This window comes from Nonomuraea candida (assembly GCF_000725485.1).
GTDB lineage: Bacteria > Actinomycetota > Actinomycetes > Streptosporangiales > Streptosporangiaceae > Nonomuraea > Nonomuraea candida.
Window position 1 is genome coordinate 1 of the sequence record NZ_JOAG01000018.1, and the last position, 22,166, is coordinate 22,166.

Annotated in this window: 23 protein-coding genes, 1 rRNA gene and 1 pseudogene; 14 read left to right on the top strand and 11 right to left on the bottom strand. The window is 71.6% G+C overall.

The annotated features are described in order from the left end of the window. Nucleotides 1–74: ribosomal RNA gene (rrf, locus tag IO39_RS59870) — 5S ribosomal RNA — on the top strand; the annotation flags it as partial. 231 nt (nucleotides 75–305) lie between these two features. Further along, nucleotides 306–671, top strand: coding sequence for a hypothetical protein (locus IO39_RS18175; RefSeq protein WP_043624201.1), 366 nt, complete (start codon nucleotides 306–308; stop codon nucleotides 669–671). Between the two features lie 12 nt (nucleotides 672–683). Here the strand turns inward: IO39_RS18175 and IO39_RS52690 are convergent. From IO39_RS52690 to pstS, 6 genes and pseudogenes are all read right to left on the bottom strand, one after another. Next, nucleotides 684–919: pseudogene (locus IO39_RS52690) on the bottom strand (transposase family protein); the annotation flags it as partial. Nucleotides 920–1,489: 570 nt separating this feature from the next. Further along, nucleotides 1,490–2,188 carry a response regulator transcription factor gene (locus IO39_RS18180; protein WP_043624206.1) on the bottom strand — a complete coding sequence of 233 codons (699 nt, stop codon included), beginning with the start codon at nucleotides 2,186–2,188 and terminating at the stop codon, nucleotides 1,490–1,492. Between the two features lie 26 nt (nucleotides 2,189–2,214). Beyond that, on the bottom strand, nucleotides 2,215–2,991 hold the full coding sequence (gene pstB, locus IO39_RS18185; protein ID WP_043624212.1) for a phosphate ABC transporter ATP-binding protein PstB: 777 nt from the start codon (nucleotides 2,989–2,991) through the stop codon (nucleotides 2,215–2,217). A 15-nt stretch (nucleotides 2,992–3,006) separates the two neighbouring features. Then, entirely contained in the window at nucleotides 3,007–3,924 is a 918-nt protein-coding gene (gene pstA, locus IO39_RS18190) for a phosphate ABC transporter permease PstA (RefSeq protein WP_052423045.1), read from the bottom strand. Continuing rightward, nucleotides 3,921–4,901: a phosphate ABC transporter permease subunit PstC gene (gene pstC, locus IO39_RS18195; protein ID WP_043624215.1), complete on the bottom strand. Its 981-nt coding sequence runs from the start codon at nucleotides 4,899–4,901 to the stop codon at nucleotides 3,921–3,923. The genes pstA and pstC overlap by 4 nt, the downstream gene beginning before the upstream one ends. 6 nt (nucleotides 4,902–4,907) lie before the next feature. After that, nucleotides 4,908–6,029 (bottom strand): phosphate ABC transporter substrate-binding protein PstS, encoded by a 1,122-nt coding sequence (pstS, locus tag IO39_RS18200; protein ID WP_043624219.1) that lies wholly within the window; start codon nucleotides 6,027–6,029, stop codon nucleotides 4,908–4,910. 121 nt (nucleotides 6,030–6,150) lie between these two features. Here pstS and IO39_RS18205 point away from each other — a divergent pair, with 121 nt between their 5' ends. Then, entirely contained in the window at nucleotides 6,151–6,627 is a 477-nt protein-coding gene (locus IO39_RS18205; protein ID WP_043624222.1) for a low molecular weight protein-tyrosine-phosphatase, read from the top strand. After that, a complete protein-coding gene (locus IO39_RS18210; RefSeq protein WP_043624226.1) occupies nucleotides 6,624–7,409 on the top strand; it encodes a fructosamine kinase family protein in 786 nt (261 codons plus the stop codon). The genes IO39_RS18205 and IO39_RS18210 overlap by 4 nt, the downstream gene beginning before the upstream one ends. Before the next feature lie 4 nt (nucleotides 7,410–7,413). On the opposite strand, the gene IO39_RS18215 is transcribed toward IO39_RS18210, so the two are convergent. After that, a complete protein-coding gene (locus tag IO39_RS18215) occupies nucleotides 7,414–8,277 on the bottom strand; it encodes a TetR/AcrR family transcriptional regulator (protein WP_043624229.1) in 864 nt (287 codons plus the stop codon). 11 nt (nucleotides 8,278–8,288) lie between these two features. Here IO39_RS18215 and IO39_RS18220 point away from each other — a divergent pair, with 11 nt between their 5' ends. After that, nucleotides 8,289–10,031 carry a right-handed parallel beta-helix repeat-containing protein gene (locus IO39_RS18220; protein WP_211267065.1) on the top strand — a complete coding sequence of 581 codons (1,743 nt, stop codon included), beginning with the start codon at nucleotides 8,289–8,291 and terminating at the stop codon, nucleotides 10,029–10,031. Here IO39_RS18220 and hisN read toward each other — a convergent pair. Continuing rightward, the gene (gene hisN / locus IO39_RS18225; RefSeq protein WP_043624237.1) at nucleotides 10,028–10,825 is read right to left on the bottom strand and encodes a histidinol-phosphatase; all 798 of its coding nucleotides are present in this window, start codon (nucleotides 10,823–10,825) and stop codon (nucleotides 10,028–10,030) included. The two genes, IO39_RS18220 and hisN, sit on opposite strands and share 4 nt — an antisense overlap. A 97-nt stretch (nucleotides 10,826–10,922) precedes the next feature. Here hisN and IO39_RS18230 point away from each other — a divergent pair, with 97 nt between their 5' ends. The 4 genes from IO39_RS18230 to IO39_RS18245 all read left to right on the top strand — a co-directional run bounded on the left by IO39_RS18230 (nucleotide 10,923) and on the right by IO39_RS18245 (nucleotide 14,334). After that, nucleotides 10,923–11,384, top strand: a complete 462-nt coding sequence (locus IO39_RS18230) for a DUF4442 domain-containing protein (RefSeq protein WP_439331477.1) — start codon at nucleotides 10,923–10,925, stop codon at nucleotides 11,382–11,384. 192 nt (nucleotides 11,385–11,576) lie between these two features. Then, nucleotides 11,577–12,365: a hypothetical protein gene (locus IO39_RS18235; RefSeq protein ID WP_043624252.1), complete on the top strand. Its 789-nt coding sequence runs from the start codon at nucleotides 11,577–11,579 to the stop codon at nucleotides 12,363–12,365. Further along, complete coding sequence (locus tag IO39_RS18240; protein WP_063765305.1) at nucleotides 12,362–13,690, top strand: sensor histidine kinase; 1,329 nt, start codon at nucleotides 12,362–12,364, stop codon at nucleotides 13,688–13,690. Before IO39_RS18235 ends, IO39_RS18240 begins: the two co-directional genes overlap by 4 nt. Next, nucleotides 13,687–14,334 carry a response regulator gene (locus tag IO39_RS18245; RefSeq protein WP_043624253.1) on the top strand — a complete coding sequence of 216 codons (648 nt, stop codon included), beginning with the start codon at nucleotides 13,687–13,689 and terminating at the stop codon, nucleotides 14,332–14,334. The genes IO39_RS18240 and IO39_RS18245 overlap by 4 nt, the downstream gene beginning before the upstream one ends. 252 nt (nucleotides 14,335–14,586) lie before the next feature. Here IO39_RS18245 and rsgA read toward each other — a convergent pair whose 3' ends face one another. Next, nucleotides 14,587–15,663 (bottom strand): ribosome small subunit-dependent GTPase A, encoded by a 1,077-nt coding sequence (rsgA, locus tag IO39_RS18250; RefSeq protein WP_043624605.1) that lies wholly within the window; start codon nucleotides 15,661–15,663, stop codon nucleotides 14,587–14,589. A gap of 411 nt (nucleotides 15,664–16,074) precedes the next feature. After that, entirely contained in the window at nucleotides 16,075–17,505 is a 1,431-nt protein-coding gene (gene aroA, locus IO39_RS18255; RefSeq protein ID WP_043624254.1) for a 3-phosphoshikimate 1-carboxyvinyltransferase, read from the bottom strand. Between the two features lie 357 nt (nucleotides 17,506–17,862). On the opposite strand from aroA, the gene IO39_RS18260 reads away from it, so the two are divergent. Together IO39_RS18260 and IO39_RS18265 are read left to right on the top strand one after the other, a co-directional pair. Further along, nucleotides 17,863–18,606 carry an SOS response-associated peptidase gene (locus tag IO39_RS18260; RefSeq protein ID WP_043624255.1) on the top strand — a complete coding sequence of 248 codons (744 nt, stop codon included), beginning with the start codon at nucleotides 17,863–17,865 and terminating at the stop codon, nucleotides 18,604–18,606. Between the two features lie 154 nt (nucleotides 18,607–18,760). Then, entirely contained in the window at nucleotides 18,761–19,093 is a 333-nt protein-coding gene (locus IO39_RS18265; protein ID WP_043624260.1) for a TraR/DksA family transcriptional regulator, read from the top strand. A 52-nt stretch (nucleotides 19,094–19,145) separates the two neighbouring features. Here IO39_RS18265 and IO39_RS18270 read toward each other — a convergent pair whose 3' ends face one another. Continuing rightward, nucleotides 19,146–19,895: a class I SAM-dependent methyltransferase gene (locus IO39_RS18270; RefSeq protein ID WP_043624262.1), complete on the bottom strand. Its 750-nt coding sequence runs from the start codon at nucleotides 19,893–19,895 to the stop codon at nucleotides 19,146–19,148. Nucleotides 19,896–20,128: 233 nt separating this feature from the next. Between IO39_RS18270 and IO39_RS18275 the strand changes: the two genes are divergently transcribed. From IO39_RS18275 to IO39_RS18285, 3 genes are all read left to right on the top strand, one after another. After that, on the top strand, nucleotides 20,129–20,734 hold the full coding sequence (locus IO39_RS18275; protein WP_043624264.1) for a sigma-70 family RNA polymerase sigma factor: 606 nt from the start codon (nucleotides 20,129–20,131) through the stop codon (nucleotides 20,732–20,734). Beyond that, a complete protein-coding gene (rsrA, locus tag IO39_RS18280) occupies nucleotides 20,731–20,997 on the top strand; it encodes a mycothiol system anti-sigma-R factor (RefSeq protein ID WP_043624267.1) in 267 nt (88 codons plus the stop codon). The genes IO39_RS18275 and rsrA overlap by 4 nt, the downstream gene beginning before the upstream one ends. Nucleotides 20,998–21,161: 164 nt before the next feature. Further along, nucleotides 21,162–22,103, top strand: coding sequence for an NAD-dependent epimerase/dehydratase family protein (locus tag IO39_RS18285; RefSeq protein WP_043624269.1), 942 nt, complete (start codon nucleotides 21,162–21,164; stop codon nucleotides 22,101–22,103). Nucleotides 22,104–22,166: the final 63 nt, after the last annotated feature.

A 22,166-nucleotide genomic window follows, 5' to 3' on the forward strand; every position in this document is an offset into this window, starting at 1 on the left:
ACCCGGAAGTTAAGCTTCTCTGCGCCGATGGTACTGCACTCGGGAGGGTGTGGGAGAGTAGGTCACCGCCGGACAATTTTTGGAAAGGCCCCGACGCCGTGCGTCGGGGCCTTTCTGCGTTTCCGGGGGAGGATGTGCCGGCGCTTTCGGCGTTTGGGTGCTGCCGTGCGGGGGTTTGTGGCGTGCGTGCGGGGGTGCTTTCTGCGTTTCGGGTGAAGCATCGGGTGACTGCTTCAGCGGGGTTCAGTGAACCTTTTCATCCGTGCGACCTCGTAGTCCTGCCGAGCACATGTGAAGATGTCCACATGATCGAGATGAGTCGCGAGGAAAGGCCTGCGGTGCGCAGAGCCGTGTACGTGGGTGCGGCGCTCCTGGCCGGCGTCCTTGTCGTGGCCCTGATCTGGGGTGAGGACCTGCGCTTCATGCACTCGTCAGGGAATATGGAGGCGGTCGCCCGCACCTTGGAGGAGGGCGTCGAACTCAGGGATCAAAGCATCGGAAGCCTCTCGTTCGAGTTCGTCCGCCGGGAGGACGAACAGGTCTACTTCTACCGAGGCAAGGGGTGGGGAGGGGACGGCTACGGCTATGTCTGGAGCCCCGTGAGCCGACCGGGCGATGTCCGGCACGTGAAGGGGCCTTGGTACGAGTTCCGGGACAACGCGCACCAGTGAGCTGCTCCGTCCTCAGGCGGCCTGGGCGATGCGGTGGTTTTGAAGGACGGCGATGGCCTTGCACAGGTGGCCGGCCTTGCTGGGGCTGCAGCGTAGCTTGCGGAGGATCTTCCAACTCTTCAGCTGGGCGCTCGCGCGTTCGCCGGGTCCGCGTAGCTTGGCGTGGGAGCGATTGGGCTGCTTTGGGACTCGGGCTTGTCTTTGCCCTTGTACGGGGCCAGGACCGGGCCCTTGGCCCCCTGATACGCCTTTAATGGTGGGGCGAGCTGGTCCGTATGAGGAAGGTGGCCGCGGCAAGCATCTGAGCGGGAAGCTCGCCTTGAGATGAGGTCTCCCGCCACGAGTGAAGCGCTGGTGGGCGTCTGTCAACGACGGCGTGGGGGTGTTCGTCACGGCCAGGGCTGCGTGTCAGCGCCGCTGAAGCCGGAGAGAGTCGCCGCGTGCCCGAGAGTCACCGCCGGGGAATCGCCGCCTGAGAGCCACGCCTGAGAGCCACGCCCGAGAGCCACGCCCGAGAGCCACGCCCGAGAGTCACCCCGTGCCCGAGTGGCGCTGAGATGCAGACGGTGCAACGGGGGCTCGACCGGGTGGTGCGTTGCGAGGCTGGTCAGGGGTGGTGAGCATGAACAGGCGTTATTGCCGTGCTCGCTGTCGCCGTGCTCTCTGCCTCGGTGCTCACGTCGACGGCGTCATGGTCCGTCGTCGTGGTCCGTCGCCGTGGTGCGCCGTCGTTCACCGCGCTGGTCGGCGTTGCCGTACTTGCCGAGGGGTTCCGCGGTGGGGTACGGCAACGGGGGCGTTGGAGGCGTCGGGGTGGGTCAGGCGTGGCTGCGGGCCGCGCCTGGGGTGACCAGGCGGTAGCCCACGCCGCGTACGGTCTGGATGAGCTGGTCGTCCTCGTCCCCCAGGCGCGCCCGCAGTCGTTTGACGTGCACCGCGATGGTGTTCGTCGAGGTGTTCCCGGCGGCGTGCCAGACGTGGCGCATGATCTGCTCGCGCGTGACCGTGCGGTCGGCGTTGCGCATGAGGTACTGCAGCAGCTCGAACTCGCGCAGCGGCAGGTGGACGGCGCGGCCGGCCACGCGTACCTGGTAGGCCTGGACGTCCAGTTCGACCCCGCCGACCGCCAGCACCTTGCGGGACTCGGGCGAGGCCGCCTGGATGAACGGCAGCAGCTCCGGCACCCGGTAGGGCCGGGCCACGCAGGCGGCGGCGCCGGCCGCGAGCGCGCGTACGGCCTGCTCGGCGTGGCCCTCGCCGACGCCGAGGAGGACGGGCACGGTGCGCGCCCGGCGTACCGCGCGTACGAACTCGACCGCGTCGATGACCGGCAGCGTGGCCGAGACGAGCACCACGTCCGGCTGCAGGGCCCCCGCCTGCAGCAGCCCCTGGGCGCCGTCGGGGGCCCCGGTGACGGACACGCCCTCGCCTTCGAGAGCCGTGGCCACGTCGTCCACGACGGCGCTGTCGGGGTCGGCGATGAGCAGCACGGGCTTGGTCCTCGTGTCCCCGTTCATCGTGGATGCCGCCTGCTGTTGGGTCATCAGCCGAAGCGCCCCGTGATGTAGTCCTCGGTGGCCTTCTGTGAGGGGTTCGTGAACATGCGGGACGTCTCGTCCATCTCGATGACCTTGCCGGGCTTGCCCTGCTCGGCCAGGTTGAAGAAGGCGGTCCGGTCGCTGACGCGGGCCGCCTGCTGCATGTTGTGGGTGACGATGACGATGGTGTACTGGTCCTTCAGCTTGGCCATCAGGTCCTCGATCGCCAGCGTGGAGATGGGGTCGAGCGCCGAGCACGGCTCGTCCATCAGCAGGACCTCCGGCCTGACCGCGATGGCGCGGGCGATGCAGAGGCGCTGCTGCTGACCGCCGGACAGGCCGGCGCCGGGCTTGTTGAGGCGGTCCTTGACCTCGTTCCAGAGGTTGGCGCCCTTGAGGGAGTCCTCGACGATGCCGTCGGTCTCGGACTTGCTGAGGCGGCCGTTGAGCTTGAGGCCGGCGGCCACGTTCTCGTAGATCGACATCGTGGGGAACGGGTTGGGGCGCTGGAAGACCATGCCGATCATCCGGCGGACCGAGACGGGCTCGACGGTGGGGGCGTACAGGTCCTCTCCGTCGAGCAGCACCTTGCCCTCCACGCGTGCGCCGGGGATGACCTCGTGCATGCGGTTGAGCGTGCGCAGGAAGGTCGACTTGCCGCATCCCGAAGGGCCGATGAAGGCGGTGATCGAGCGGGGCTCGATGGTCATCGACACGTCCTCGATCGCCTTGTGCGACCCGTAGTACGCGTCCAGACCCGAGACCTGGATCTGCTTGGACATTGCGGTGGTTACCCCCTATCGGCCCCTGGCGGGCGCACGCCACCAGGCGATCAGGCGCGCCACCAGGTTGAGCAGCATGACGATCAGGATGAGCGTGAGGGCCCCGGTCCACGCCCGGTCGATGGCGGTGTCGTTCGGACGGGCCGCCTGGTCGAAGACGAAGAGGGGAAGGCCCATCTGCGGCCCGTTGAACGGGTCGTTGTTGATGGAGTTGGTGAAGAACACCGTCATCAGCAGCGGCGCGGTCTCGCCGGCGACGCGGGCCACGGCCAGCATGACGCCGGTGACGATGCCGGTGAACGCGGTCGGCAGCACGACCTTGAGGATGGTGCGCCACTTGGGCACGCCCAGCGCGTACGAGGCCTCGCGCAGGTCGTTCGGCACCAGGCGCAGCATCTCCTCGGCCGACCTGACGACGGTGGGCATCATCAGGATCGACAGCGCGAGGGCGCCCGCCCAGCCGGAGTACTCGAAGCCGAGGAAGAGGATCCAGAAGGCGAGGATGAACAGACCCGCGACGACGGAAGGGACGCCGGTCATGACGTCCACGAAGAAGCTGATGGCCCGGCTCAGGCGGCCGTTGTTGCCGTATTCGACCAGGTAGATGGCGGTGAACAGGCCGATGGGCACCGAGATGAGCGAGGCCAGCAGGACCTGTTCGAGGGTGCCGATGATGGCGTGGTACGCGCCGCCGTGGGCGTCCCTGGCGCCGATGCCGTTCATGGAGTGCGTGAGGAACTCCAGGTCGAAGCGCTCGAGGCCGTTGGAGACGACCAGCCAGAGCACGGAGACCAGAGGCACCACGGCCAGGGCGAACGCCAGATAGACCAGGCCCTGGACGACCCGGTCCTTGATCCGGCGGCTGGTGGAGATGTGCTGGATCGAGGTCTTGCGCCCGTCCTCGCGCACTTCTTTGATCGGGGTGGAGGTCATGCGCCGGCCCTCGCGTACTCCTTGCGGCGGTTGATGACCATCCGCGCGGCCATGTTCACCAGCAGCGTGATGACGAACAGCACCAGACCGGACGCGATCAGCGCGCCCCGGCCGATGTCGGTGGCCTCGCCGAAGCCGTTGGCGATGTTCGCCGCGATGCTGTTGGCGTGCGGGGTGAGGATCTGGAAGGTGATGTCGAAGGTCGCCGGGAAGATCAGCGCGACCGCGATGGTCTCGCCCATCGCGCGGCCGAGGCCGAGCATGGCGGCGCTGATGACGCCGGGACGGCCGAACGGCAGCACGGCCATCCTGATCATCTCCCAGCGGGTCGCGCCGAGCGCGAGCGCCGCCTCTTCGTTCATCTTGGGAGCCTGGAGGAACACCTCGCGGGAGATGGCCGCGATGATGGGCAGGATCATGATCGCCAGGACGATGCCGCCGGCGAGCATGGTCTTGCCGCCGATGATGCCCTCACCGGCGAACAGCGGGAACCAGCCGAGGTTCTCGTTGAGCCACTGCGACGGCGTCCTGAGCAGCGGCACCAGGAACGCCAGGCCCCACAGGCCGTAGACCACGCTGGGCACGGCGGCGAGCAGGTCGATCAGGTAGCCGAGCGGGGCGGCGAGCCTGCGCGGCGCGTAGTGCGAGATGAACAGGGCCACGCCGACCGCGATCGGGGTCGCGATGACGAGCGCGATCAGTGAGCTGAGGACCGTGCCGAACGCGAGCGCGCCGATGCCGAAGGCCTGCTGCGAGTTGGGCTCCCAGGTCAGCTCCGTGAAGAAGTTGGCCTCGTTGGCCCGCAGGGCGGGGATCGCCTCGGCGATGAGGAAGACGGCGATGGCCGCCATGATCCCCAGCAGGACGACGCCCGCGCCGGTGGACAGGAAGCGGAAGAGCCCCTCACCGTGGCTGCGCCGCGAGGCGGACCGGCTCGGGGCCGGCCCGCCGTCACGGGTCTGTACGTTGGTCGCCATCAGCGGTTAGGAGATCGCCTCGACAGCGGTCCGGACCTTGGTGAGCAGGGCGCCCGACAGCGGGGCGTAGCCCAGCTCCTTCAGCGCCGCCTGGCCCTCGTCGCTGGAGGTGTACTGGAGGAAGCCCTTGACGACCGCGGCCTCCTCGGCCGGCAGGCCCTTCTCGCAGGTGATCTCGTAGGTCACCAGGACGATCGGGTAGGCGCCCGGGGTCTTGGTGGCGTAGTCGATCGACAGGGCCAGGTCGTTGCCGGTGCCCTTGACCTCGGCGGTCTCGACCGTCTTGGCCGCGCTCTCCGGGGTCAGCTCGACGAACTCGCCGGAGCCGTTGGCGACCTTGGCCTTCTGCAGCGCGGAGTTCTCGGCGTAGGAGAGCTCGACGTAGCTGATGGCGCCCGGGGTGCTCTTGACGTCGGAGGCGATGCCGTCGGAGCCCTTGGCGCCCTGGCCCTTGGCGTCGGCCGGCCAGGCCTTGGCGGGCTCGTACGGCCAGTCGGCCTCGGCGGTGGCCTTGAGGAACTTGGTGAAGTTGTCGCTGGTGCCCGACTCGTCGGAGCGGTGGACCGCCACGATCGGGGTGGAGGGCAGCGTGGCGCCGGGGTTGTCGGCCTTGATGGCGGCGTCGTCCCACTTGGTGATCTTGCTGTTGAAGATGCCGGCCAGCGTCTTGGGCGACAGCTGCAGGCCCTCGACGCCCTCCAGGTTGTACACGACCGCGACGGGGCCGGTCACCATGGGGATGTTGATCGCCTTGCCGGTCTTGCAACGGGCGTCGGCCTGGGCGGGCTCGTCGTCCTTCAGGGCCGAGTCGGAGCCGGCGAAGGAGACCGTGCCCTGGATGAAGGCCTGCACACCGGCGCCCGAGCCGCTGGGCTGGTAGTTCAGGGTGACACCAGGGTTGGTGGCCGTGAAGTTCTTCGTCCACTCGGTGATCGCGTTGGCCTGGGCAGAGGAGCCCGCAGCGTTGATCGTGCCGCTCAGAGCGTTGTCGTTGCCCGCGGAAGGCGCGCTGCTGGCGCTGGCGGAGTTGGTGCCGCTGCCCCCGGGGTTGTTGTTGTCTGTGCCGCACGCAGCGAGCGAGAGCGCGCCGACGACGGCGACGGCGGCGAGCCGGCCTGCATACTTCACGGTTGGGTTCCTCCCACTTGGTCCTTAGTCGCCATGAAAGCTATTCAGCGAAGGTGACTCGGACCCCCCAACAAGGGTGAACGTTCGGTGAACGCGCCAGGTCACCCTCATGATGGGAGCTATGACTTATCGCGTATGCGTGGTGTGTATGGGCAACATCTGCCGGTCGCCGATGGCCGAGGTCGTGCTCCGCAAGACGCTCGCCGATCGCGGCCTGGGCGGCAGAGTGGAGGTCGAGAGCGCCGGCACCGGCGGGTGGCACGTCGGCGATCCGATGGACGAGCGGGCGCTGGAGATCCTGGCCCGGCACGGGTACGACGGCGCCGACCACCGTGCCAGGCAGTTCACCAAAGACTGGTTCGACCGCTACGACCTCGTGCTGGCGATGGACCGGGACAACCTGTCCAATCTGCGGAGGCTGGCGCCGTCCTGGGTGGAGGTGCGGCTGTTCCGGTCGTTCGACCCGGCCGCGGCCGAAGGGGCGGAGGTGCCCGATCCGTACTACGGGGGCACGGAGGGGTTCGAGGAGGTGCTCGAACTGGTCGAGTCGGCCGCCGAGGGCGTGGCCAAGCACATCGCGGACGAGCTGTCCGCGTGAGGATCACCGAGGAGCTGGGCTCCTCGCACGGCTGGCGGTTGCGGCGGGGCGTGCTGGACGACGGGCGCGAGGTGTTCGCGAAGACCGGGGCGGCCTCCGGCGTCTTCGCCTCCGAGGCGGCCGGGCTGCGCTGGCTGGGCGAGGCCGCGCCGGTGCCCGAGGTGATCGAGGCGGGGCCCGACCGGCTGGTGCTGTCCTGGGTGCCTCGGGAGCGGCCCGGTCCGGCGGCCGCCGAGCGGTTCGGGCGCGCGCTGGCCCGGATGCACCGGGCGGGGGCGCCGGGCTTCGGGGCGCCGTGGCCGGGGTTCATCGCCACGCTGCCGATGGACAACGCGCCGGCCGCCGACTGGCCCTCCTTCTACGCCGAGCGGCGGGTGCTGCCGTTCCTGCGGCGGGCGGGGCTGCCGTCACCGGACGTCGCCCTGGTGGAGCGGGCCGTGGCGCGCTTCGCCGAGGTCGGCGGGCCCGCCGAGCCGCCCGCGCGCATCCACGGGGACCTGTGGAGCGGGAACGTGTTGTGGTCGGGCGGGGGTGGCGTGCTGATCGATCCCGCGGCCCATGGAGGGCATCGGGAGAGCGATCTGGCGATGCTGGAGCTGTTCGGGCTGCCGTACCTCGATCGGGTGCTGGGGGCGTACCGGGAGGAGTGGCCGCTTGCGGAGGGGTGGCGGGAGCGGGTGCCGCTGCACCAGCTCCATCCGCTGCTTGTGCACGTGGTGCTGTACGGGGGCGGCTATCGGGACGGGCTGATGAGCGCGGTGCGGCGGGTGCTGTCGCTCTGACGGTTCAGGCGCGCCGGCGCCTGCGGTACGCGCGTTGCTGGCAGGCTCGGGAGCAGTAGACGCGCGGGCGGCCCGAGGAGGCGGTTTCCAGGGGAGTGCCGCACTCCTGGCAGGTTTCGTCACGATTTTCCTCACGCTCGCGGATGAGGGTCTCGATGCCGTCCAGGAGGCGGCGCAGGCCGAACTCGAAGGAGTCCACCGGGTGGTCCCAGCCGCCCGACTCCCACAGGCGGGTGATCGTGGGGTAGCGGTCGAGGTGTGCGTACAGGGAGTCGCGGGCGCCCCACCACTCCTCCTCGGACACGCCGCTGCGGCGCTCCTCGCGCCGCGTCTCGACCAGGAGCAGGGCCTCGGCGTCGATGAAGCGGCCGAGCAGGCCGACGGCCGCGATCACCTCGGACGGCCTGAGCGCGGTGCCGGTCAGGGTGGCGAGCAGGGAGTCGTAGGAGGCGACGGCGTTGGGGCCGGGGACGTGGCGGGTGCCGCGCACCTCGGCCACCCAGGGATGCCTCTTGCGCTGCTCCCACGCCTGCCTGGCGACCGCCTCCAGCGCGGCGCGCCAGCCCTGGGGCGGGCGGGGCGCCTCTTCCGCCGGCGGCGTCCCCGGCGGGAGCGCCTCGCCCGCGACCTCGTCGAGCATGAGCTCGACGAGCTGGTCGCGGCCGGGCACGTGGCGGTAGAGCGACATGGTGGTGAAGCCGAGCCGGTCGGCGACCTTGCGCATGGACAGGCCCTCCAGGCCCTCGGCGTCGGCCAGCTCGATGGCCGCGCGCACGATCCTGTCCAGGGTCAGGCCGCGCCGCGGCTCGCGCTCCTCCTGCCGCCACAGCAGCTCGACCCCACGCTCGGGATCCGGCGTCATTGGCATGTCTCTAGTTTATGGTGTACGACTACGTGTACGGCATAAACAGGAAGGCGATCAAGATGTCCCACTTCTACGTCGCTCCCACCGGTGACGACTCCGGGCCCGGCTCCGCCGAGCGGCCCTTCCGCACGCTCGAACGCGCCCGGACGGCGGCCCGCGAGGCACCCGGCGCGGCCGTCGTCCGTCTCAGGGGCGGGGTCCACCCGCTGACCCGGACGTTCGAGCTCACCGAGGCCGACTCGGGCACGGTCTACGAGGCGTACGGGTACGGCGCCGCCGAGCGGGAGGAGCCCGTCGTGAGCGGCGGCCGGCCGATCTCCGGATGGCGCGAGCGCGACGGGGTCTGGCTGGCCGAGGTCGGCGACCTGGAGACGCGTCAGCTCTACGTGAACGGCCGCCGGGCCGACCGCGCCGGCATCCCCGGCCTGCCCGGCGCCGCGACCGCCACCGCGACCGGTTACGTCACCGACAGTCCCGAGCCGCGCGGCTGGCGGCAGGCCGAGTTCGTGCACCGGGGCGTCTACCCCTGGACGGAGGCCAGGCTGGCGATGGCCGGGGCCACGGCCGACGGGGACGCGACGGTGATCACCATGGCCGAGCCCGGCTTCGGCTGGGCCACCGAGCTCTACAACTCCACCTGGGAGGGCGTCACCTCCCGCGGGCCCGGCCTGCCCAGCCGGATCGAGAACGAGCCGGGCTTCCTGCGCGAGCCCGGCACCTTCGTGCTCGACCGGTCGCGGCCCGGCGACCACGTGCTGATGTACAAGCCGCTGCCGGGGGAGGAGCCCGGCGCCGCGCGGGTGGTCGCGCCGGTCCTGGAGCGGCTGGTCGCGGTGTCGGGGGCGCGGGACGTGGCGTTCCGGGGGCTGGTGTTCGCCGAGGCGACCTGGCTGCGGCCCGACCGGCCCGAGGGCTTCGTGCACTACCACGGCCACGGCTACTACGAGGGCGGGGGCGTCGAGACGGCCGTCCTGGGAGAGGGCTCATCCGTGACGTTACCCGCCAGTTCCGTCACGATTCCGGCCTGTGTCACGTTCGAGGACGCGTCCGGGACGGTCGAGGGGTGCCGGTTCACCCGGCTCGGGGCCACGGGGCTGGGCGTCTCCGGGGGCGAGGGCCTGACGGTGCGCGGCTGCGACTTCGACACCCTGTCCGCCGGGGGCGTCGTGGTGTCCGGCAGCCGGGCGACCACGATCGAGGACAACCGGGTGCGGCGGATCGGGCTGGAGTACTCCGGGTCGCCGGCCGTCTCCGTCTCGGACACGCGCGGCTGCGTCATCGCGCACAACGAGGTCAGGCAGGTGCCGCACTGCGGCATCGTGGCCGGGAGCGGCGAGGGCACCAGGATCCTGCGCAACCTGACCGTGGACACCCTGCAGGTGCTGGCCGACGGGGGCGGGATCTACCTGTCCGGGAGCCAGGGCGACGGGCCCGGCAACGGGGCCGAGGTGCGGGGCAACGTGATCGCGGACACGCGCACGCCGTACAACTTCGGGCTCTACCTCGACTACGGGGCGAGCTGGGTGACCGTCGAGGAGAACGTGGTCGTGCGCGCCGACAACACCTCCGTGCTGCACGTGGGGCCGCCGCTGGAGAACGTCGTCTTCCGGGGCAACTTCTGGGACGCCGACCCGCTCGGGCACGACGACCCGCCGGCCGGGGTGACGTACGAGGGGAATGTGACGCTGAAGGATGAACGCGAGCTGAACGCCGCCACCGAGGCCATCCGCTCCCTGGCCGGGGTCCGGCGCGGCTAGCTCCTGATCGAGGTGCCGGTGAGGCGGTTGATCACCTCGTCGTGCAGGACGCCGTTCGTGCAGACGAGGCTGCCGCCCTCCAGGCCCTTCACCCCGGCGACGTCGGTCCAGACGCCGCCGGCCTCCTCGACGATCACGGTGAGCGCGGCCATGTCCCACGGGGACAGCTCGGGCTCGGCGGACACGTCCACCGACCCCTCCGCGACCATCATGTGGGACCAGAAGTCGCCGTACGCCCGGGTGCGCCAGCAGGCGCGGCCGAGATCGAGGAAGTTGTCCAGCTTGCCGGCCTTCTCCCAGCCGCCGAAGCTGGAGTACGAGAACGACGCGTCCTCCAGGGACGACACGGACGACACCGACATCCGGGACGCCTTGGTCAGGCTCTTGCCCGTCCACGCCCCGCCCTCGGCCGCCGCCCACCAGCGCCGGCCGAGGGCGGGGGCCGACACCAGGCCGACGACGACCTTGCCGTACTCCATGAGCGCGATCAGGGTGGCCCACACCGGCACGCCGCGAACGTAGTTCTTGGTGCCGTCGATGGGGTCGATGATCCAGGACCGGGCGCCCCAGCCGGTCTTCCCGAACTCCTCGCCCACCACCGCGTCACGCGGCCGGGCGCGCCGCAGCGTGCCCCGGATGGCCTCCTCCACGGCACGGTCGGCGTCGCTGACCGGCGTCAGATCGGGCTTCGTCTCGATCTTGAGGTCGACCGCCTTGAACCGCCGCATGGTCAGGTCGTCGGCGGCGTCCGCCATGACATGAGCGAGGCGAAGATCATCGTTGTAACCCTGCACGGTCGCCCACGCTACCGTGTCGGGTATACGCAGCATCAGTCGCCGAGGCTGTTTCTGGTAACTCCCGTTTCAGTTACCGGCCAGTAGCATGTCCCTCATGTCGCTAGATGTCGGTGCCCTCATGCTGGAGTCCGTCCCTTTCGCCCGGACTTTGGGGATCGTATTTGACGAGGTCGCGGACGGGCGGGCCGCCTGCCGCGTACCGGACCGGGCCGAGCAGCGCAACCACGTGGGAGGGCCGCACGCGGGGGTGCTGTTCACGCTGGCGGAGTCCGCGTCGGGGGCCGCCGTCCTGTCCGCGCTGGGCGACCAGCTCGACCGGGCGGTGCCGCTGCCGACCACGGCCACCATCGAGTTCCGGAAGGTGGCCCTGGGGGAGGTGCGGGCCGAGGCGCGGCTGCTCGCCACCCGGGAGGAGGTGCTGGCCGAGCTGGACGCGGGGAGGCGGCCGGTGTTCGACGTGGCCGTGGAGGTCACGGACGGAGACGGCGTGCCGGTCTCGGCCCTGACCATCACCTGGACCCTGCGCCCGAACCGCCCCGCGAACACCGGCCCCTGACCGCCGACCGGTCCGGGCGAACGCCGGCGGATATCGGACCTGCCGCCGGCTCCGGGGCCCGTGACGGCACGCCGATCCCCACTGGAGAGACGTCGGGACCTGCCGCTCCGGTCGCCGGTCCCCACTAAAGTGACATCCGGACCTGTCGAACGGCAGATGTGTCGGGCCGCTCCCGCACGCCAGGGTGACGGCATGTCCCTGATCTCCATCTCCCCCGCGTCGGTGCACCACAACGCCTGGTTCCCCGGGCGCTTCCTCGGCGGCGGCGCCCTGGTGCTCGGGCCGCTCCTGTGGTTCGCCGGGCTGACGCTGCGCCACCTGGCCGGGAGCACGGCCGAGTTCACGCCGCAGCAGCGGGCGTACTTCGCCGCGCAGCCGTTCGCCGCGCCCGAGCAACTGGCCGCCTACGCCGTGAACCCCGGCCTGGCCACGGCCGGATACGCCTGTTACACGGCGGGCGCCATCGTGTTGTGCCTGGCCGTCGTCGTCCTGGCCCGGGTGGCCGCCGCGTGCTCACCCTGGCTCGCCCGCCTGGGCGGCGCGATGGTGGTCGTGGGGCTGTTCTCACGCCTGTACTGGGCGGGTGTGGACGAGACGGCCCTGCGGCTCATCGGGACGCTCGGGCTGGAGCGGACGACCGAGATCGTCATGGACCTGTACGTGGACATCTCCTACGGCCCCTGGCGGGTGCCGGTGTCCGCGGCCTTCGGTCTCTACCTCGGGACACTGCTGCTGGGGCTGGCCGCCTTCCGCGCGGGCACGTTCGGCGCCGGGCGGCTGGCGCTGTTCGTGTTCTCGGGATGGCTGTGGACCGGCGTGCTGAAGAGGAGCGAGCTGATCGACGGCGTCCTGTCGGGCGCCGCCCTGTGCCTGGTGTTCGTCCCGCTCGGGATCAAGGTGCTGCGTGACGCCGTGCCAGAGCTGCGCACGCAGACGCAGCCCGCAGAGGACAGGGCGCCGCTGCGGGTGCTGAGCTGGTGACGCGCCGCTCCTGGGGCCGGACGGCGGCGTCCACGCCGTGGCGGGCGCGGGCCGGCATCTCGTCGTGGGCGCTGCCCGCGGCCGCCTTCTGCGGGGCCTTCGTGCCGGCGGCGCTGCCGGGCGCGCAGGCGTACGGGTACGCGGTCACGCTGACCGGCCTGACCGCAGACCTGCCGGCCGATGGTGGACCGGTCGCGTACGTCTCCGCCACCGTGGTGGCACTCCTGGCGGCACTCGCGACCAGAACGGCGACCGGGACGGCGACCAGCGTGGCGACCGGCGCGGCGGCGAGCGTGGCGACCGGGGTGGCGGCCAGAGCGGCGGGCGTGGCGACCGGGGTGGCGACCGGCGGGGTGCTCGGCTGGGTGCTCGGCCGGTCCGGGCCGCTTCTGGTGCTCGCGCTCGCCGACGCCGTGCTCCGCGCGCCGGGGCTGCTGCTGGCCGTGGCCTCGTACGTGGCCGCGACCAGCCTCCCACTCCCGGCCCCGCTCGCGCTCTACGCGGCGCCGGCCACTCTGGTCGCGGTCATCCCGCAGCCCGGCGCGGGACTGGACTCCGCGCTCGGCGGCGCGCCCCTGTTCGTCTGGCTCCCCCTGGCGATCGGGCTGTGGGCGCAGGCCCGCCGGCAGGTGGTCGAGGGGCTGCGCGAGCGCGCCCGGCGGCTGGAACGTGAGCAGGCGGCGCGTACCGAGCAGGCGCGGGCGCAGGAGCGCGCCCGGATCGCGCACGAGATGCACGACGTGGTGACCCATCGCGTCTCGCTCATGGTCCTGCGCGCCGGAGCGCTGGAGATCAACGCCACCGACGAGAAGACCGCCGCGGAGGCGGAGCTGATCCGCGCCACGGGCAAGGACGCGCTCACCGAGCTGCGGGCGGTGCTGGGAGTCCTCGGCGAGGAGGGCGCGGACTACCATCCGCGGCCGACGCTGGCCGATCTCGACCGGCTCCTGGAGCAGTCCGGCACGGCCGGCGTACCGGTGGAACGGCACGAGGAGGGCGAACCGGGCGCGCTGCCCGTCATGGTCCAGCACACCGCCTACCGCGTCGTCCAGGAGGCCCTCACCAACATCCACAAACACGCGGGCCGCGCCGCGACTCGCGTCGTCCTGCGCCACCTGCCCGCCGCGCTGCAGGTGGACGTCCGCAACGCCGCCCCGCCGCATCCGGTCCCCGGCCTGCCCGGCCTGCCCGGCCTGCCCGGCCTGCCCGGCGGTGGGTCCGGGCTGCCGGGGCTGCGCGAGCGGGTGGAGCTCCTGGGCGGCGAGTTCACGGCCGGGCCGCAGCCGGACGGTGGATTCCTGGTCAGCGCCAGGCTGCCGGCATGATCAGGGTGCTGGTCGCGGACGACGAGGCCCTGGTGCGTACGGGCCTGCGCGCGATCCTTGAGGCCGCCGGCGACATCGAGGTGATCGCCGAGGCGCGGAACGGCTCCGAGGCGGTGACGGAGGCCGCCCGCCACCGGCCGCACGTCGTCCTCATGGACGTGCGAATGCCGGTCATGGACGGCGTGACGGCGCTCAGGGAGATCAACCGGTCCCCGCGGCCGCCCAGGGTGGTCATGCTCACCACCTTCGACCGCGACGAGTACGTCTACAGCGCCCTGCGCGCCAGGGCGGCGGGCTTCCTGCTGAAGGACGCCGAGCCGCGCGACCTGATCGCCGCCGTGCGCGCGGCGGCCGGGGGCGACGCGATGCTCTCACCCAAGGTGACCAGGCGCATGCTGGACGCCTTCGCCGGGCGGGAGACCCCCGACCCGGCCGCCGCCGGGAAGCGGCTGTCCGGGCTCACCGGGCGCGAGCGGCAGATCGCGCGGGCGGTGGGCCGAGGGCTGTCCAACCTGGAGATCGCCCGGGAGCTGGACATGACCGAGACCACGGTCAAGGCGCACGTCAGCCGTTCGCTAGCCAAGCTGGGCCTGGCCAACCGGGTGCAGCTCGCCCTACTCGTCCGCGACGCGAACCCACCCTGACCCCGACCAAAACCGTGACCCAAGACCAAGACCAAGACCGCGACTGCGGCCGCCACTGCAACGGCCACGGCGACGGCCACCGCCATGGCGACGCCCACCGCCACGGCCGCGACCATGGCGACTGCGACCAAGGCCGCTATCCCGATCAAGACCACAACCACAACCACAACCACGGCCACGGCCACGGCAGCGGCCAAGGCCACGGCCAAGGCCACGGCCAAGGCCACGGCTGTGGGCGGTGGTCGGTGGGTGTCAGTGGCTCTCGTCGCCGACCGGTTCCGGACGGGGCGCGGAGGGGTCGTCAGGGGTGCCCTCACGGCTCGACAGCAGGCGGCGCAGCGACTCCAGGCGGGCGGGGTCGGCGTTGCCCGCCGCGACCCAGGCGTCCAGCGCGCAGCCCTCGCCCAGGTGCGTGCAGCCCTTGGGACAGTTGACCGTGCCCTCCACCAGGTCGGGGAAGGCCGCCAGGACCGTCTCCACGGAGACGTGCGCCAGCCCGAAGCTGCGCACCCCCGGCGTGTCGATGATCCAGCCCCCCTCGGGCAGCTCGAGCGCCACGGCCGAGGTGGAGGTGTGGCGGCCCCGGCCCGTGACGGCGTTGACCTGGGAGACGGCCCGGTTGGCGTCAGGGACCAGGGCGTTGACCAGCGTCGACTTGCCCACGCCCGAGTGCCCCACCAGGACGCTGATGCGACCGGCCAGGTGGTCGCGCAGCTCGTCGAGGGAGCCGCCCTTGTGCACCACGACGTGGGACACGCCCAGTGGCTCGTAGAGGGCCACCAGCTCGTCGGGCGGGGCGAGGTCGGACTTGGTGAGGCAGAGCAGGGTGTCGATCTCGGCGTCGAAGGCCGCCACCAGGATCCTGTCGATCATGCGGGGTCGGGGCGGCGGGTCGGCCAGCGCGGTCACGATGACGAGCTGGTCGGCGTTGGCCACGACCGGGCGCTCGATGCCGTCGGTGTCTTCGGTGTCGTCGGCCGAGCGGCGCAACATCGAGGTGCGCGGCTCCACGCGTACGACCCTGGCCAGCGTGTCGGGCCGGCCCGACACATCACCGACGAGGGCCACCCTGTCACCCACGACGATGCCCTTGCGGCCCAGCTCGCGGGCCTTCATCGCGACGACGAGCCGGCGCTGGGGCTGCTTGCGCTTCTGCGCCGAGCCCTTCGGGCGCTCCGGCTCGACCAGGGTCGTGTAGCGGCCCCGGTCGACGGCCACCACGAACCCTTCGACGGCGTCTTCGTGCGCGGGACGGATCCGGGTCCGCGGCCTGGAGCCCTTGCCCGGCCTGACCCGTACGTCGTCCTCGTCGTACTCCCGCTTTCTCAGCGGTCCGCTCCCATGCGCTCGCTTCCCCTCTGTGCTGATCGTGATGCGTGTCGTGCTGGTGTGTGCTGTGTCGGTCGTGATGTGCCTGGCGCCGATGGTGATCTGTGGCCGGTGCCGGTGGGATGCCGGCGCGGGCGGGCGATGCCGGGCAGGCGCGGGTGCCGGTGCCCGGTGTCGGCGCCGTGGCAGCCGCCGCGGTCTCGGCGCGTGGCGGCGCCTCGCTGGTGGGTCTCGTGGTCGCCATGAGGGCAGCGCGCCGTCACGAGCCGCCCTTCTCCGAAGTGCCCGGCGCTTCCCCGCTGAAACCAGCCCCGGCGGCACGGTCTCCGCCGCCCCTGCTCGGGCGCACGCGGACGGCGGCTCCGCTCAGGCACGCGCGGACGGCGGCTCCGCGTCTGTGCGGGACGGCCGTCATCGGGCTTCCAGCATCGCCGTCCACATCTGGACGAACTCGGGCAGGGTCTTGGCGGTCGTCGCGATGTTCTCCACCTCGACGCCGGGCACCGCCAGGCCGATCACCGCGCCGGCCGTCGCCATGCGGTGGTCGTCATAGCTGCGGAAGGCGCCGCCGTGCAACGGGCGGGGACGGATGATCAGGCCGTCCTCCGTCTCCTCCACGTCGCCGCCCAGGCCGTTGATCTCGGTGGCGAGCGCGGCGAGCCGGTCGGTCTCGTGGCCGCGCAGGTGGGCCACGCCCCGGATGCGGCTCGGCGTGGTGGCCAGCGCGGCCAGGGCGGCGATCGTCGGGGTCAGCTCGCCCACCTCACGCAGGTCGGCGTCGATGCCCCGGATCTCACCCGTCCCCGTGACCGCCAGGTCGGTGACGCCGGAACCACCGACGCCGGAACCACCGACGCCGGAACCACCGACGCCGGAACCACCGACGCCGGAACCAGCGACGCCGGAACCAGCAGCACCGGAAGCGGTGGTGTCGGCATGCGTGGCGCCGGGATCGGCGGTGCCCGAGCCGGTGGCGCCGGCTCCGCGGGTGACCGTGCCTCCCATGGTGGTGAGCAGGCCGCGCAGGGCGTCGCCCGCCTGGGTGGTGCGCAGCGGCCAGGCGGGGATCGTCACCGTGCCGCCCGTCACCAGCGCCGCCGCGAGGAACGGGGCCGCGTTGGACAGGTCGGGCTCCACCGTCATGTCCCTGGCCGCGATGGGGCCGGGCTCCACCCGCCACACGTCGCGCTCGTGCACGTCGACCCGGACGCCCACCGCCCTGAGCATCTCGACGGTCATCTCGATGTGCGGCTGCGAGGGCACCGGCGGGCCCACGTGGCGGATGGTGACGCCCTTCTCGAACCGCGCCGCCGCCAGCAGCAGGCCCGAGACGAACTGCGACGAGCCCGACGCGTCGAGCGTGACCTCGCCGCCGGTCAGCGGCCCGCTGATGGTGAACGGCAGCGCGTCGTTGTCGATGCGGGCCCCGAGCGCGCGCAGGGCGTCGAGGATGGGCCCCATCGGGCGCTTGCGCGCGTGGGGGTCGCCGTCGAAGGAGACCGGGCCGTCGGCCAGCGCGGCCACCGGCGGCACGAACCGCATGACCGTGCCGGCCAGGCCGACGTCGATGTGGCCGCCGCCGCGGATCGCGCCGGGCGTCACCCGCCAGTCGACCCCGGCCGAGCTCTCCCGCAGGGGCTCCAGCGTCGCGCCCAGCGCGCGCAGCGCCGCGACCATCAGGTCCGCGTCGCGGCTGCGCAGCGCCTGGCGCACGACCCCGGGGCCGTCGGCGAGCGCGGCGAGCAGGAGCGCGCGGTTGGTCACCGACTTGGAGCCGGGCAGCGGGACGGTGGCGGTGACGGGGGTGGTCGCCGTCGGCGCGGGCCAGTGCGGAGCGGGCATGGTCAAAGAGTACTGGCCGTGGCGCGGCCGGGGTCACCGCCTGTGGACAACATCTGGCACACCGTCGCCCACCTGTGGACAACGACTGGCACACCGCCGTCGCCCTCCTGCGGGCGACGACCGGCCCGCCGGCGCCCCTGCGTGATCGTCCGTGGGCAGGGGACGGGCGACGGTCAGGGGGGCGGTGCGGGTCGGGCAAGGGGTGGACGACGGTCAGGGGGTGCGGTGCGGGCGGGCAAGGGACGGGCGACGGTCTGGGGGCGGGCGGGCAAGGGATGGGCGACGGTCAGGGGCGGGCGGTGCGGGTCGGGCAAGGGGTGACATGCGGGGGGAAGCGGGACGTGGCAGTGTGGGGACATGTGCGGTAGATACGCCTCGGCGCGCAAGAAGCACGAACTGCTGGAGGAGTTCCAGGTCGAGCAGGACGCGGAGCCCGACAAGGAGCTCGGCCCCGACTACAACGTCGCGCCCACCAAGAACGTCTACGCCGTGCTGAGCCGCGTGCCCAAGGAGGCAGAGCGGGCGGTGCGGCAGCTCAGGGTGGTCAAGTGGGGCCTGGTGCCGGCCTGGGCCAAGGACCCGTCGATCGGCTCGCGCCTGATCAACGCCAGGGCGGAGACGCTGGCCGAGAAGCCGTCGTTCCGTCAGGCGTTCGCCAAGCGCAGGTGCCTGCTGCCGGCCGACGGCTACTTCGAGTGGATGCCCGTCGAGGGCGAAAAGAAGAAGCAGCCGTACTTCATCCATCCGGCCGACGGCGGGGTGCTGGCGATGGCGGGCCTGTACGAGTTCTGGAAGGACCCCTCACGCGAGGACGACGACCCGCTCAAGTGGCTCGTGACCTGCACCGTCATCACCACCGACGCCGAAGACCACCTCGGCCGCATCCACGACAGGATGCCCATGATGATCGAGCGGGAGCGCTGGGCCGAGTGGCTCGACCCCAAGCTGACCGACACGGCCGAGGCGGGGCGGCTGCTGGTGCCCGCCGAGTCGGGGCGGCTGACCGCGTACGCGGTCTCCACGGACGTCAACAGCGTCCGGAACAATGGCCCGGACCTCATCAAACCTCTTCCCGAGGAGGAGGAAACCGCGCTTTTCTAAGGTGTAAGAAGCACGGTAAGTGGGCATCCGGTGAGGAAAGCGATGCAACCGTTTACTCGGTGTCACCGCCAAAATTGCCCCCAAGTTGCACCGGGCGGGACATCCGGGGAGTCCTCGCCGCGGGTTGCCCTCATCCACCCGGAGGTGCGGGTTCGTGGACGTCACGACCGCTCGTGAGCGGCTGGAAGACATGCTCGCGGAACTGGACCGTTCGATCGGGGTCCTCCAGGGCGACCCCGTCGCCGTGCGCGAGCACTCGGCGGCGGACGCCGGCTCCGACCTGACCGACGCCGACCGCGCCCAGGCCATGCTGACCGTGGCCGCCACGCAGCGCCAGGCCATCGTCGAGGCGATCAAGCGCATCGACGAAGGCGTCTACGGCAAGTGCGTCGACTGCGCCAGGCAGGTGCCGGAGGGCCGGTTGGAGGCCCGCCCGGAGGCCGCGCGCTGCGTGCAGTGCCAGGGCAAGCGGGAACGCCGGAGATGATCGCGCGCACGCCGCCGGACACGAAGAACGGCGGCGCGGCGATCGCGACGGGTCACCCCTCCAGGGGACGGCGGGCGCTGGCCACCAGGTGGATGCCGACGGTGTCGTCGTCGTTCGGCTGGGCCTCCAGCTCGGTGCGCACCAGGTAGTTGAGCGCCCGCGCGTCGGAGCTGAGCACGTGGTCCACCGTGGACGGCGACAGCACCGTGCGGGGCCGCATCCACTCGACCTCCAGCCCGGCCCCGGCCAGCAGTTCGCGCAGCTGCCCGCTGCTGAAGCAGCGCGTGATGCTGCCGTCGGGCCACGGCACGAGCATGACCTCGCCCGTCTGCCGCAGGTGCTGCCACTGCTCCTGCTCGGCCAGGATCGCCATGCCCAGCACCAGCGAGTCGACGCACACCAGCGCCCGCCCCCCGGGCCGCAGCACCCGGGCCACGTCGTTCATCGCCGACTCGGCCATCAGCTCGATGGACATGGCGCGCTCCTCGGCGAGCACCGCGTCCACGCTCGCGTCGGGCAGGAACGCCAGGTCGTCGGCGCGTACGTGCCGGACGCGGTCGGCGTCGCGCAACCGGGACTGCCCGTCGGGCGTGCCGCGGAAGTCCACCACCTCGATCACCCGGTGCCCCGCCCTGGCGGCCTGCCCCGACCATCTGCCGCGGCCTCCGGACAGATCGAGGATCACGGAGGGCTCGGCGGGAAGCCATCGGTTGAGTTGTTCGGCGGCTACGGCACGGTAGAAGGTCCAGTACGGCCCGAGCGTCCCTGAGCCGTTCAGTTCCTCGGCCGGAATGGGCAGCACACGCGACTCCTGGGTTCCGGAAAAAGGGCTACCAGCCGGTACGTATGACGTTCCCCGCACCGGGTCCTTCGTACCTTCTATCTTGCGGGAACAGACAAGGGCGCGGGCGTGTTGCGACGAGCATGCTCACATTGGTAGAACCCCGGCCCGCTGACCGACCGGTCACGGGCCAGCGGGTATCCTCCCCTGAGTACGGTGTTCCGCCACAGCCGGCCACCGGTGATCTTAGGGGGGTGGGTCCGGTGCCCGCGACAGGCGCGGAGACGCTGGAGCAGCGAAGCGAGCGGTTCGAGCGCGACGTCATGCCGTATCTCGAGCAGCTCTACTCCGCCGCGCTCCGGATGACCCGAAATCCCGCGGACGCGGAGGACCTGCTGCAGGAGACCTTCGCCAAGGCGTTCGCGTCGTTCCATCAGTTCCAGCAGGGCACCAACCTCAAGGCGTGGCTCTACCGGATCCTGACCAACACCTTCATCAACAGCTACCGCAAGAAGCAGCGGGAGCCGAAGCAGTCGGGCACGGAGGAGATCGAGGACTGGCAGCTGGCCAGGGCCGAGTCCCACACGTCGAGCGGCCTGAAGTCCGCCGAGGTGGAGGCCCTTGAGCATCTGCCCGACGGCGACATCAAGCAGGCGCTCGCGGCCCTGCCCGAGGAGTTCAGGATCGCCGTCTACCTGGCCGACGTCGAAGGCTTCCCTTATAAGGAGATCGCCGACATCATGGGCACTCCGATCGGCACCGTGATGTCGAGGCTGCACAGGGGACGCAGGCAGCTCCGGGGCCTCCTTGAGGACTATGCTCGCGAGCGTGGCCTGGTCCCGGCGGAGGGATCGAAATGAGCTGTGGCAAGCCCCATGACACCGACTGTCGGGAAGTTCTCGACAAGGTCTACTCCTACCTCGACGGGGAGCTGACCGAGGGCGACGTCGCCGAGATCCGGGTGCATCTCGACGAGTGCAGCCCGTGCCTGAAGGAATACGACCTCGACAAGGCGATCAAGGCCCTGGTGCACAAGCACTGCGGCTGCGACCCGGTCCCCGCCGACCTGCGCTCGAAGGTGCTCGACCGCATCGCGCAGGTCAGGGCCGAGCTCGCCGACTGAGCACGGGGCAGCCTGAAGCACGGGGCCGGCTGAGCGGCCCGCCTCCGGCTCGGACGCGCCAGGCCGGGGAAGCGGCCCGCTTCCGGCACGCCGGGCGAGGGGAGCCGCCCTCCTCCGGCTCAAGGCAGGCCGGGCGGGCGGAGCTGCCCACTAGGATCGGCAGCATGCGCGTGTTGGTCACCGGGGGTGCCGGGTTCATCGGGTCGAATCTCGTCGATCGGCTGCTGGCCGACGGGCACGAGGTGGACGTCGTCGACGACCTGTCCTCGGGCAGCCGCGACAACCTGGCGCAGGCGCTGGCCGGCGACCGCTGCCGGCTGCACGAGCTGGACATCCGCGACCCGGCGCTGACCGGGCTGATGGCCGAGCGGCAGCCGGAGGTCGTCTGCCACCTGGCCGCGCAGATCAGCGTGCGCAAGAGCGTGGCCGACCCGGTCCACGACGCCAGTCTCAACGTGGAGGGCACGGCGGCCGTGCTGGCCGCGGCCCACGAGGGGCGCACGCGCAAGGTCGTCTTCGCCTCCTCCGTGGCCGTCTACGGGCGGCCGGCGACCATTCCCGTGCCGGGCGACGCGGCCACCGACCCGCGCTCGCCGTACGCCGCCTCCAAGCTGAGCGGCGAGATCTACCTCGCGACCTTCCGCGCCCTCTACGGCATCGAGTACACCACGCTGGTGCTGTCCAACGTCTACGGCCCGCGCCAGTCGCCCGAGGGTGAGGCGGGCGTGGTGGCCATCTTCACCGACGCGCTGCTCGGCGGCACGCCCACGGTGCTCTACGGCGACGGCACCCAGACCCGCGACTACATCTACGTCGACGACGTGGTCGACGGCTTCGTGCGGGCGTGCGGGCCGGAGGGCAACGGGCGGCGCTTCAACCTCGGCACCGGCATCCAGACCACCGACCGCAGGCTGCACTCGCTGATCGCCGACGCGGCGGGCGCGCAGGACAAGCCGGGCTTCGCGCCGCCCCGCGTGGGCGACCTGCCCGCGATGGCGGTCGACCCGGTGCCCGCGCACGAGGGGCTCGGCTGGCAGCCCCGCACCGACCTGTCGACCGGGGTGAAGAAGACCGTCGAGTGGGCCGCCGCGCGTCGCGGGAAGTAGTGGCTTGATTACGCTTTGCTTGCGATTTCCCACTCCGCCCGTACGGTCCGGCCGACTTCTGTA